The sequence below is a fragment of the Acinetobacter sp. SwsAc6 genome (assembly GCF_013391565.1).
Lineage (GTDB): Bacteria > Pseudomonadota > Gammaproteobacteria > Pseudomonadales > Moraxellaceae > Acinetobacter > Acinetobacter cumulans.
The window spans coordinates 36860-48163 of record NZ_JACAXE010000030.1 but is presented as its reverse complement, the minus strand read 5'-3'; the positions used below and the strand labels follow the sequence as shown (position 1 = coordinate 48163).

The 11304-nt window shown below is 38.5% G+C and carries 12 protein-coding genes; 7 read left to right on the top strand and 5 right to left on the bottom strand.

The features are described from left to right. Positions 1 to 140 precede the first annotated feature (140 nt). The gene (locus tag HYG93_RS15980; protein ID WP_137287920.1) at positions 141 to 1001 is read left to right on the top strand and encodes a hypothetical protein; all 861 of its coding nucleotides are present in this window, start codon (positions 141 to 143) and stop codon (positions 999 to 1001) included. Here the strand turns inward: HYG93_RS15980 and HYG93_RS15975 are convergent. Next, positions 998 to 1177: a hypothetical protein gene (locus HYG93_RS15975; RefSeq protein WP_106986277.1), complete on the bottom strand. Its 180-nt coding sequence runs from the start codon at positions 1175 to 1177 to the stop codon at positions 998 to 1000. The two genes, HYG93_RS15980 and HYG93_RS15975, sit on opposite strands and share 4 nt — an antisense overlap. A 199-nt stretch (positions 1178 to 1376) precedes the next feature. Between HYG93_RS15975 and HYG93_RS19530 the strand changes: the two genes are divergently transcribed. After that, positions 1377 to 1499 carry a hypothetical protein gene (locus HYG93_RS19530; protein ID WP_256733489.1) on the top strand — a complete coding sequence of 41 codons (123 nt, stop codon included), beginning with the start codon at positions 1377 to 1379 and terminating at the stop codon, positions 1497 to 1499. A gap of 106 nt (positions 1500 to 1605) precedes the next feature. Here the strand turns inward: HYG93_RS19530 and HYG93_RS15970 are convergent, their stop codons facing one another. Together HYG93_RS15970 and HYG93_RS15965 are read right to left on the bottom strand one after the other, a co-directional pair. Beyond that, positions 1606 to 2304: a pirin-like bicupin family protein gene (locus tag HYG93_RS15970; protein WP_106986278.1), complete on the bottom strand. Its 699-nt coding sequence runs from the start codon at positions 2302 to 2304 to the stop codon at positions 1606 to 1608. A 276-nt stretch (positions 2305 to 2580) separates the two neighbouring features. Then, on the bottom strand, positions 2581 to 3807 hold the full coding sequence (locus HYG93_RS15965; RefSeq protein WP_120365001.1) for a L,D-transpeptidase: 1227 nt from the start codon (positions 3805 to 3807) through the stop codon (positions 2581 to 2583). Positions 3808 to 4011: 204 nt separating this feature from the next. On the opposite strand from HYG93_RS15965, the gene hemE reads away from it, so the two are divergent. The 5 genes from hemE (at position 4012) to HYG93_RS15940 (ending at position 10236) form a co-directional block, all read left to right on the top strand. Continuing rightward, a complete protein-coding gene (gene hemE, locus HYG93_RS15960) occupies positions 4012 to 5082 on the top strand; it encodes a uroporphyrinogen decarboxylase (protein WP_106986280.1) in 1071 nt (356 codons plus the stop codon). Between the two features lie 33 nt (positions 5083 to 5115). After that, positions 5116 to 5925, top strand: coding sequence for a DUF817 domain-containing protein (locus tag HYG93_RS15955; protein ID WP_227865948.1), 810 nt, complete (start codon positions 5116 to 5118; stop codon positions 5923 to 5925). Between the two features lie 131 nt (positions 5926 to 6056). Further along, entirely contained in the window at positions 6057 to 6527 is a 471-nt protein-coding gene (locus HYG93_RS15950; RefSeq protein ID WP_106986282.1) for a DUF3015 family protein, read from the top strand. A gap of 79 nt (positions 6528 to 6606) precedes the next feature. Next, positions 6607 to 8574: a DUF4105 domain-containing protein gene (locus HYG93_RS15945; protein ID WP_120366287.1), complete on the top strand. Its 1968-nt coding sequence runs from the start codon at positions 6607 to 6609 to the stop codon at positions 8572 to 8574. Between the two features lie 285 nt (positions 8575 to 8859). Further along, positions 8860 to 10236: a diguanylate cyclase gene (locus tag HYG93_RS15940; protein ID WP_120366286.1), complete on the top strand. Its 1377-nt coding sequence runs from the start codon at positions 8860 to 8862 to the stop codon at positions 10234 to 10236. A 60-nt stretch (positions 10237 to 10296) separates the two neighbouring features. Here the strand turns inward: HYG93_RS15940 and HYG93_RS15935 are convergent, their stop codons facing one another. Next, on the bottom strand, positions 10297 to 10656 hold the full coding sequence (locus tag HYG93_RS15935) for a cupin domain-containing protein (protein WP_120364708.1): 360 nt from the start codon (positions 10654 to 10656) through the stop codon (positions 10297 to 10299). Positions 10657 to 10743: 87 nt separating this feature from the next. Further along, entirely contained in the window at positions 10744 to 11292 is a 549-nt protein-coding gene (gene folE, locus HYG93_RS15930; RefSeq protein ID WP_171356341.1) for a GTP cyclohydrolase I FolE, read from the bottom strand. Positions 11293 to 11304 lie beyond the last annotated feature (12 nt).

The following is an 11304-nucleotide window of genomic DNA, read 5'->3' as shown; positions in this document are numbered from 1 at the left end:
ATAGTCTTTTTCAGATTCAATCAATAATTGAACCGCTCTTTCTCTGATTTCAGGGGTATATTTTAATTTGGTCATCGGAACATTCTCTCAGAATACTGAGTCTCCGACAAACCCGGTACGGTTCATTACGTGAAGCAGGATTGGACATTGATGCATTTAAAGATGTAATTCAAAAAAGATATATAAAACATCTTCCAAAGGAAATAGTTCCTATTCTAATAAAAGAATTATGGAAATTTTGCTTTATTAAAAGCGATCCTAAAATTGATGAAAATCGACATTTTAATGCAGAATTTTTATTCCAAATAATCACACATTATCCTGAACAGTGTAAGGAGATCTTTCAAAAGGAAGATTACATAAATAAGGTAACTACAGATGATAATATTTTATATGTTTATATAGCCTTACTCTCAAGATTTGAGTTTATTTATGATCTACTTGATTCGAGTGGTAGAGCAATACTTTCTAGCTATTTAACTAAACATGAAAAAATGAAAATTTATTGTCCATTTTTATCTAAAAATATTTCTGAACATTTAAAAGAGTTTTTACCGAAAGCAAATCATGAAACATTTAAATATCTATTAAAACTTTCAGAGAAATTTTCAATTAAAAATGAAGTTATGATGCTAGGGCTAGAGGAATACGGTAATTCTACAAGTTATGATGAGGCTGATGCTAATTTCAATATTTACATTGAGGATTATTTAATTGATTATAATTTTGCAATGTTCCAAAAGTATTTAGAAGTAAGTGAGAATAACTCACAAATTTATGATAGACGAAAATTCTATGGAAGTAATAATTTAGTTTACAAAATTTTATTTAAAAAATTTGCAATACTAATGGGATATCACGAAATAGATTCTAAGAAATTTCCTAAATTTTTTAGTAATGTTGATAAAATTAATATTGAAAAACAAGTCAAAGAAGAGGAAAAGCCTGAAAAAGATTTTTTAAGTGCATTATTATCAACTGATGATGATTTACCATTTTAATTATGTCTTGTATCATCAACTAATTGTTGTTGATGTAGTACAGCAATAGCTTCCCACTCATCATAAGTCAAAATAGGTGCAAAAGTGGTTACTAATTTAATAGTAGTCGCTTTGTTCTTTCTGAGAGTCTCGACTTTAGCTAAACGCCTTTGAAAGTCTTTTAATACCTTAGCCATACAATAGCTTTTTTTATTTAAAGAATATGTCAGAATATTTTTAATCTAAAAAACAGATTGTAAATATTAAAATAAACAGTTTTAACGATTTAAATTCATTCTTTATAGTGTGCGCATTAAACAAGCAAATCCAATACAAGCATTTACCAGTGGGCTTGGGTGGATCTTTTGTAGAATGCTGGCAATGAGGATGTACGAAATGTTAAAACTAATGACGGCTGTAATCGTAGCGACTGTACTGAGCGCTTGTGCTTTCGATCCTGTGGCTTATGAGCAATTGCGCCAAACAGAAAATTTGCAACACAACCGTACAATGGGCTAAGCACAGTTATCATCGGTTGTTTGTGTAAAGTAAAAGCAATTAAAAAAAGCCCTGAAGAATCAGGGCTTTTTAAGTGTTTATTTTTTAAAGTGAAGCCTAAATATAGTTAAGCCACTTTTTCTGGTAAATCAAACCAAATCACTTGTGTGTCTTCTAAGGCTTCAATTTCACTATGCTCTAGAAAGGCAATTGCACCGCCAGTTTCAATGGTATGTTCTGCAATTTTGATTTTGCCTTCTACCACATGCACATAGTTTAAATGCTGGGTTTGCTCAACAGGTAGTTTTTGACCTTTGCTGAGTACCGCAGTTTTAACTTCCGCATTTTGACGGATATGCATCGGTGCATTTTCATTTGGTCCACAGATCAAATGCCATTGATTTGGCGCTTCATGTGGGTCAAGGCGAATCTGTTGATAATTCGGTTTTGCATCACGCTCATTTGGAATAATCCAAATTTGCAGTAAATGTACCTGTTCATCGCCTTGATTCATTTCGCTATGACGGATACCTGTACCAGCACTCATCAATTGCCATTCACCAGTAGCAATACCGCCGTGGTTGCCCATACTGTCTTTATGTGTAATGGTGCCTTTTAACACACAGGTTAAAATTTCCATATTGTCATGTGGATGTTGCCCAAAGCCTTGATGACCATCAATGAGGTCATCATTGATTACACGAAGTGCACTCACGCCCATATAGTCGGGGTTATACCAATTACCAAAAGAGAAGCTGTGTTTAGATTCAAGCCAGCCCATTTTCACATGGCCACGGTTTTCACTTGGATGTAAGAACGCATTCATGATGGTCTTCCTGTATTATTTTTAACTTGAAGTTATTTTAGTGTTTTATATCTGTTTTAAATACAGCGAAAAAGCAATATTATGTTGCAAAAATGAGATGATAAAATTAGCTTTAATCAGCATAGTTTGACTAAAAGGTGCTGAGTTACAACATTGGCAATGGATATTCTGTGCATATTATTTGGGTTATAGTGGTCAAATATTAGTAATCTAAAATAGAAAAAGGCGTTTCTCTTTGTAAAAAAACGCCTTGTTTAAGCATAAGCAGGCCTTCGATTATTCTAAGAATTTAACCGTTACGCCTGATTTTACTTTCTTACCAAGATCGTTAGCATCCCAGTTGGTTAAACGGATACAGCCGTGTGAAGCAGTTTTAGAAATTGCAGACGGATTAGGTGTACCGTGAATACCGAATGATTTTTTGCTTAAACCAATCCAGATATTGCCGACAGGACCATTTGGACCAGGTGGTAATGACAGTGGCTTTTTGTTGTTGCCCTGAACAAAGTTAGATGGCGAGTAGCTGTACCAAGGGTTTGGTGCAACGCCTGTCACTTTGTATGTACCTGTTGGTGATGGTGTGTCTGAGCTACCAATGGTTGCAGGGAATGAACCGATCATTTGGTTACGACTGTTAAATAAATACAGTTGTTTTGCACCTTTATGGGCAACAATCAAATGAATGTCTTCTGGTACTTCGTTACGAATGTTCGCAACAATGATCTTTTCACCAGCTTTTGCAAAAGTTGCTTTAGGATTTAATTTCTTTAAGAAATCTTCGTCCATGTGGAACTTTTCACCTAACATTTCAGTCACACGTGTGTAGTACAAGCCTGGCATTTTGGCTTGAAGTGCGTAGTCATGTGGAATTGACTTTGCATACGGGCCTTTAATATCTGCATCGGTAATGGTGTATTCAATAAATGCAGCTTTGCCAGCTTGGTTAGCAACAAGCTTATCCCAAGTTTCTTTGGTCAGTGTACCTGTAGGTTTAATGCCATTCATCTGTTGGAAAGAGGCAATCGCTTTTAAGGTGTTTTTACCGCTAGAGCCATCAATTGCACCAGGTGACGCATGCGCATTGTTTAGCATCACGTGTGCACGTGCATAAACAGGGAATTGGCCTTTACCAATATTTTCAAACCACTGCGCATTATTCATGCCATCTAAAGTCCAAGAGGCTTTAGCCGCAGGTGAGGTTGTCGCTGGCGTTGTTGTGGTTGTAGCATTACCAATATCAGCTGTCTGATCTTCAGTATTTTGTAATGTATTGAGCGTATCAGAAGCGCTATTTAAATCTTTTTGTTCTTGAGCAGTAATTTTTGCAGAAGTATTCGCGACAGGCGAAGAAGCAGCGTCAGAAGCTAGAGGATCAATTGGGTCTTGAACAGCAACATCTGTGAGAACTTTTGGATTTAATGGTTGTTCAGCAGTAGATGCGGCTAAAGCTGTACCAGCAAATATGCAACTTAAACTCAAAGTGAGTATTGTGCGAACGAACATATAATTCAACCTTAAGAATTATTCATTTACTATGTGAAAAACGGCTACAAGTATTGCAGAAAAAAATGGGCGGTGCAGTAATTGTTTTGTGTAATTATCATTTTTAGCATTGAACTTGATCGGTTTTTAAAACGCTGAGAAGTTATTAAATTATGAGCCTTTTTGTTATTATGGGCGAAATGTCGAGAAATGATAGGAAAGTACATGACGACCTTAAAAAATGATCGTTTTTTGCGTGCTTTATTGCGTGAACCAGTTGATACAACACCTGTTTGGATGATGCGTCAAGCTGGACGTTATTTACCAGAATACCGTGCCACGCGTGCGACAGCGGGTGACTTCCTATCGCTATGTAAAAACCAAGATTTTGCTTGTGAAGTCACTTTACAGCCTTTACGTCGCTATGAGCTTGATGCTGCGATTTTATTTTCAGATATTTTGACCGTGCCTGATGCCTTAGGCTTAGGTCTGTACTTTGAAACAGGTGAAGGTCCAAAATTTCATAAAACAGTACGTACCGAGCAAGATGTTGCGAATTTACCTAAGTTAAATGTCAAATCTGACTTAGATTATGTCATGAATGCAGTGTCAACCATTCGTTCAGCTTTGGGTGGTCAAGTTCCACTGATTGGTTTTTCGGGTAGCCCTTGGACGCTAGCAACTTATATGGTTGAAGGTGGTTCAAGTAAGGATTTTCGTTTTACCAAGCAAATGATGTATGCACAACCTGAAGTTTTGCATGCGTTGTTGTCGCACTTAGCCGATGCTGTAACCGATTATTTAAATGCACAAATTGATGCAGGCGCACAAGCGGTGCAGATTTTTGATAGCTGGGGTGGTGCTTTGGCACATCGCGAATACATTGAATTTTCGTTGAATTATATGCAACGCATTGTGAATGGTTTACAGCGTGAAAAAGATGGTCGTAAAGTCCCAGTCATTTTATTTACCAAAGGTGGTGGTCAGTGGTTAGAGCCAATGATCGCAACGGGTGCAGATGCTTTTGGCCTAGATTGGACAACCAACTTGCACACTGCACGTCAAACAGTAGCAGGCCGTGCAGCATTGCAAGGTAATCTAGACCCAGCAACTTTATATGGCACGCCAGCTTCAATTGCCAAAGCCACCAAAGCGATGTTGGATGATGCTTATGCCAATGGTGAAAAAACGGGCTATGTTGCAAACTTAGGTCATGGAATTACACAATGGGTCGATCCTGAAAACCCACGTGCATTCATTGATACTGTGCATGAATACAGCGCTAAGTATTTGTAAAACATACTTGGAAATACTTAGGATTCAACAGTGATTGCCATTTTAAAATCATGTTTTGAGTTCTCATATAAGGCAGCTTCGGCTGCCTTATTTGGGATACTGCTGTTAATTGCCTTTGTGGTGACGGCTTCGATGGGAAGCACAGAACATTGGGGCTTTTTCCGTTACGACTATTTATTATTTTATGCCCTAATTATTCAGATCTGTTTGCTGTATTTAAAATTAGAATCTTGGGCTGAAGCTAAAGTCATTGCGCTATTTCATGTGGTTGCAATGGTCATGGAAATATTTTTAACTCATCCGCAAATTGCATCGTGGCAATACCCACAGCCTGCGGTATTTAAAATACTCACTGTACCTTTATTTGCTGGGTTTATGTATTCGGCAGTGGGAAGCTTTTTTGCGCGTTCCTTGCGTTTATATCAGGTTTCATTTGAGAAACTTCCTAGCATTGCCAATATGCTCAGCCTTGCTGTGCTGTCTTATATTAACTTTATGAGCAAGTTTTTTATTCCGGATTACCGTGCGGTTTTGTTTGCATGGAGTGTGTTTATTTTCTGGAAAACTAAAATCACATTTAGATTGAATTCTCATCAATTCCAATTGCCAATGTTACCTGTATTGGTTGTTTTGGCCTTTATTATTTGGATTGCAGAAAATATTAGTACTTTTTATCAAATTTGGTTGTATCCGAGTCAGGTCGATGCATGGCACATGGTGGGGTGGGCGAAGTTAGGTTCTTGGTATTTATTGCTTTTATTGAGTTTGGTTCTGGTGTTAAACATACTGGGTGAACGTAGCCAATTAGGCCAATGGCGCTTAAAAGCTGAGCCAAATCAGTAGTTGGTCGAATATTACAATTTGACTTCAAAATAGCTTTGCTTTTGGGTAAAGCTTTCGTCTAATCTACAGTTGCGTAAAGTAATACGCTAATTAAAAAATGACACTCATAAAGTGATTTCTGGAGAAACATCATGTTAAAAAAAATAGCTTTAGCTGCCGTTTTAGCAGTAGGTTCAACAGCTGCATTTGCTGATCGTGATGCGGGTTGTGGTATCGGTTCACAAGTATGGGCTGGTCAGTCTGGTAAGCTTCCAAAATTACTAGCAGCAACAACAAATGGCATTTTCTTTAACCAACTTTTTGGTATTACATTTGGTACGATTGGTTGTAATGGTTCAGGTACAGTAACTGCACAAGCAGTGACATTTACCAATGAAAATTCTGAAGCTTTGGCGCGTGATATGGCAGTAGGTCAAGGTGAGAGCCTGAATGTATTGGCTGAATTACTTCATATTAAAGCAGAAGATAAAGCACGTTTCTTTGCGGTATCTAAAGCTAATTTTGCAGAAATTTACGCATCTGAAAATTCAAATTCACTTCAAGTATTGTCTTCTTTACAGTCAGTAATGGCGAAAGACGAAGTGCTCAAAGCATACGTATAATCATGCAGCACAAAGCCCTGTCTATATGACGGGGTTTTTTATGTCTTTTTGATTCATATTATTGCTTAGATTATAAACTATGAAATTACTGTGTTGGTTGGTGCTACTGTGTATTCCAAGTGTAGGGCTTGTTGCGACAGAGCTTGCTCAAGCGAGTCCGATAAATTCAGCTAATACGCCTACGCCGATTCAGAACTCATCTCGTCAATATGTGATTCATGCGGAGAAAATTCAGCACTATATACAGCAAGCACATACGCTTCAATTGGCGCAGCGGCCAACATGGCAAGCTTTAATGTATCGTAATGAGAAAGGGCAAAGTGATGTTCAGTATGCAAAGTATTTTGTCAGTGCGAAGGGTGCACAAGATTTACAAGCCGAGCTAGATGCCAATATAGAGGCATTATTTAAAGCCAGTGAAGATAATGTATCAGTAGGTTGCCAATTTCCTGCACGTAGCCAATGGCTTATTCAGGTACTAGAGATTCCTGCAGCTGAGTTGCCTGTAGTTCATTGCCCTGATTTAGATGATTGGTACAGTAAAATTAAGCCTTATAAAGCCACAGTGATTTATGCCACTGACTTTATGGGCAATCCTAGCTCGATGTTTGGTCATACCTTATTAAGGATAGATCCTGCCAATCAAAAACAGCTGAACTTAGTATCTTATGCAATCAATTATGCGGCAACGGTACAAAGCGCAGAGAGCTGGTCTTATGCATGGAAGGGTTTAACAGGACAATATCCTGGTGAATATTCACTGATGCCATATTATCGCAAAGTGAAGGAATATGGCGATTTTGAAAGTCGTGATTTGTGGGAATATGAGCTGAATTTAACAGAGCAGGAAACGCAGTTTCTGGTGCTTCATATTTGGGAAATGCAGCATGTCAGTTTTCCTTATTATTTTGTGAGTGATAACTGTGCATATCGTATTTTAGGCCTGCTTGATTTGGTCCGCCCTGAGTTGCATTTAGCAGAAAATTTTAAACACACTGCAATCCCTATTGAAACCATAAAAATTTTAGAGCAAAAGGGTTTGGTCAGCCAAAAAATATATCGACCAGCTTTAGAAACACAATTACTGGCACAGGCCAAACAGCATGGGGCACAGCTGGCTGGTCAGGCACATCAAGTGGCGTGGTCTGAGCCTACACAAATGTCATCTGCACTTGCGCCGTATACACAGAATGATCAAGCAAAAATTCTAGAAATGGGCTATGACGATTTATATTTGGCTCTTACGTCATCTAAAGTGCCTGCAACATTTGCACAACCACGCTTACGTCAACTGTTAATTTTACGTAGTCAAATTCAGCTAGATAAACAGCGCGAAGAGGTCTCTACGCCTGAGCATGATCCATCACAAGGGCATTATGCTAAAAATGTAATGTTGGCGACGGGCGAATCGCAAGGCAAGGGATTTGTCGAAATATCACATCGGCAGGCCTATCATGATTTAATTGATCCGCCTTGGGGGTATCGCTTAGGAACACAGCTTAAGTTTTTAGAAGGTGCACTGCGTTATCAAGATGATCAGTTAAAACTGAAGCAGTTAGAGCTTCTCTCAGTCAATTCCTATAACCCAATTTCACCCTTTAAAAACCCACTGTCTTGGGGGTTTAACTTAGGTTGGCAGCAGGAAGCTTTAGATGAACGAGGTCAGTTTAGTAAAAACACACAACATGGCGTCGCACGTTTAACGACACAAGCAGGTTATAGCTGGGCCAATGCAGTACATAACTGGTTATGTTATGGACAATTGCAAAGTAATGTTCAAGCCTCATCTGCTTTGGATGATGGCTGGCGCATAGGTGTAGGACCAACAGTGGGCTGTCAGACGGTATGGAATTCAAATATCAATAGCCTGACTCAGTTGGAAATGCCCTATTGGTCGGACAGTCATCAATGGAATCTTCGACTGAACCAGCAAATTCAATATCTGATTCGGCCACAACATAGCTTAAATTTGAGTTATGAATATCAGTTGCAAAATCGGTCAGATTGGAATGAAGTCAAATTAGGCTATCGTTATTTCTTTCAATAGTGACATTTGCTTAACGGGGTCAATCGTCGTGTGAAAAAATAATATGATGCAATCCAGCGCCGAGGTAATGAGTGATGAATATGTGGGGCACTTTTCAACTGGTGGCGCTGTGAAGGATGGCTACTTTGCTTAAGTTTTCATAAAAGGTTTTGAATAATTATTAAGTTTATATTAATCATAGTTATAATTTTGAAAATGAAAGAAAAATCAATGTATTTATAACCTATTTTTTGTGTAGTAACAGCTGTATTATGCCAACTTCTGTAAACCTTAGCATAATATATCATGCCCCAAAATGTTTCTATTCAACTTTCTGAGACTTGGAAAAGTATTTGTGATCAATACTCTGCGCTAGATCACCATTTAACAGTGGAGTTAACTACAAAAAATCTTGATGCATTTGTTGCTGCATTTTATAAGCAAATGCTACTTGAGCCTGAATCTGCCGAATATTTTTCAGATAATATTATTCAGAAACGCTTAATAGATACATTAAAAGCATGGTTATTAGAAACTTTTAATGTGGCATTAAATGGTCAATATGAAAGTGCTGTATTAAGACAACAAAAGGTGGGTAATGTACATGCACGTGTAGGCATTCCATCATGGCTTATTATGCGTGGTGTACGTGAAATAGAACGTACAATGTTTGAATATATTGCTTCAGACAACAGTACCAACTACATGAATGTGGTGAGTTATGTGGTGCAACTGCTCGGGTTTTCGACCGAGATTATGTGCCGTACTTATGAGGATAAAACGGCTAAAAACCACGAAGTTAAGCACAGTTATCGACTCTTTTCTGCTATGCAGGATGTGGCAGTACACAAAGACCGTCAGCGTGGTTCATTACTCGACTGGGAAAATGATTTGATGTTTAAGATTTTCTCGGGCCAAGGTAAGTTTTATCAACAGCTATTTTCAAAATCTGAATTTGGTTTATGGTTTATACATAAGGCTTCTTATGCTTTTACGGGTTCAGAACAAGTTGGATTAATCACAAAACGAATATATGAAATAGATGCATTGACAGAAGAATGTATGCTGTTAGAAGGTCGTGAACAATTAATGCTGATGGTGCAGAAAATCCGAAGTATTAACCGTGAAATTCAGCATTTGGTTGATCAGCTATTTCAAGTGACCGAATACATCGAATCTGGTAATGATGCCTTAACCCAGTTATTAAATCGCCGTTATTTAAATACCATTGTAGGGCGTGAAATTAGCTATGCACGTAAACATAGATCAGCGCTTTCTTTGCTTGCTTTGGATGCAGATTATTTTAAAACCGTGAACGACCGTTATGGCCATGCGGCAGGCGATATGGCACTAAAGTTTATTGCTGAAACCTTACAAAAATTCAGCAAGGGCAGTGACTATGCTTTCCGTATAGGTGGCGAAGAATTTTTACTTTTACTGGTCGATAGCGACTTGAGCCGCGCCAAAATGGTCGCAGAAAATGTTCGAATGTGTATTGAAGATACGACATTGCAAACATCTGTGGGGGAAGACTTTAACTTTACCGTGAGTATTGGTTGTACACAGTACGATGGTCATCCAGATTACCAGCGCTTTTTAGATGCGACTGATTTAGCGTTATATAGTGCGAAAAACCGTGGCCGTAACTGTGTATATGTGACAGAAGTACAGAAAATGGCTTAACCGTAAAATACATCAGTGCGCTTGTAGATGAAGCGCACTGTTTAACTTGCTTGAGTTGATTTAAGCTTCGACCACCACATAATATTTTTTAACTTTTTCAACTACTTCAAATGTCCCTTCAAACGCTGGAGGGATAATTCCAGCTTCGCCAGCACTGACTTCAATCACAATGTCTGAATGCTTATGATGCAGGCGGACACGACCTTCAAGCACTGTAAAAAATTCTTGTTTGTTGGCTGCAAAGACAATATTCCATGCACCGACTTCGCACTGCCAAATTCCACAGTCCATGTTGGGGTGCGCATAAGCACTGTAGGTATGACGCTCTGGGTTACCTTTAACCAGACGATCAGGTCGTGGATAATCAACTGCGCACGTACTATCGGTGAGTCCTTCACCTGCAAGCCAAATCTGTGGCATGGTCTTTTCCTCAAACAAAAACTAAATAATTAATAATGGCTGATAAAAAAGCCCCAACAAAAGTTGAGGCTTGATATACAACAGGAATTAGTAACTTTCAGGCACAGCACTTAAGAATTCGCGACGTTCTTCTTTGTTGGTTTTAAAGTCACCTACAAAAGAAACGGTACGTGTTGTTGATTCTTGCTTGCCTACACCTCGCATCATCATACACATGTGTGCAGAGTCAATCACAACCGCAACCCCGCGAGCGCCAGTTACTTCCGCAACCGCTTCAGCAATTTGCTGCGTGAGATTTTCTTGAATTTGTAAACGACGAGCAAACATTTCTGTAATACGGGCAAATTTAGATAAACCCAAAACATTGCCTTCAGGGAGATAGGCAATATGTACACGGCCATAAAATGGCAAAAGATGGTGTTCGCACAATGAATAGAATTCAATGTTTTTAACTAAAACCATTTCACGGTTATCTGAAGGAAAAACCGCATTGTTGGTCACTTCCTCTAAAGTTTGGTTATAACCAGACGTTAGATAAGAAAAAGCTTTAGCAGCACGCATCGGCGTATCTTTAAGACCTGGGCGATTCAGATCTTCACCAACGGCAGTAAGAATGTTAGCGTAGGATTGCTGCATAGACATAGATGT

What these genes read in the sequence shown, in the direction of transcription:
- folE (WP_171356341.1), bottom strand. Translation starts at nt 11,292, where the DNA reads ATGCAGCAATCCTACGCTAACATTCTTACTGCCGTTGGTGAAGATCTG.
- HYG93_RS15975 (WP_106986277.1), bottom strand. Translation starts at nt 1,177, where the DNA reads ATGGCTAAGGTATTAAAAGACTTTCAAAGGCGTTTAGCTAAAGTCGAG.
- HYG93_RS15935 (WP_120364708.1), bottom strand. Translation starts at nt 10,656, where the DNA reads ATGCCACAGATTTGGCTTGCAGGTGAAGGACTCACCGATAGTACGTGC.
- hemE (WP_106986280.1), top strand. Translation starts at nt 4,012, where the DNA reads ATGACGACCTTAAAAAATGATCGTTTTTTGCGTGCTTTATTGCGTGAA.
- HYG93_RS15940 (WP_120366286.1), top strand. Translation starts at nt 8,860, where the DNA reads ATGCCCCAAAATGTTTCTATTCAACTTTCTGAGACTTGGAAAAGTATT.
- HYG93_RS15945 (WP_120366287.1), top strand. Translation starts at nt 6,607, where the DNA reads ATGAAATTACTGTGTTGGTTGGTGCTACTGTGTATTCCAAGTGTAGGG.
- HYG93_RS15950 (WP_106986282.1), top strand. Translation starts at nt 6,057, where the DNA reads ATGTTAAAAAAAATAGCTTTAGCTGCCGTTTTAGCAGTAGGTTCAACA.
- HYG93_RS15965 (WP_120365001.1), bottom strand. Translation starts at nt 3,807, where the DNA reads ATGTTCGTTCGCACAATACTCACTTTGAGTTTAAGTTGCATATTTGCT.
- HYG93_RS15970 (WP_106986278.1), bottom strand. Translation starts at nt 2,304, where the DNA reads ATGAATGCGTTCTTACATCCAAGTGAAAACCGTGGCCATGTGAAAATG.
- HYG93_RS19530 (WP_256733489.1), top strand. Translation starts at nt 1,377, where the DNA reads ATGTTAAAACTAATGACGGCTGTAATCGTAGCGACTGTACTGAGCGCT.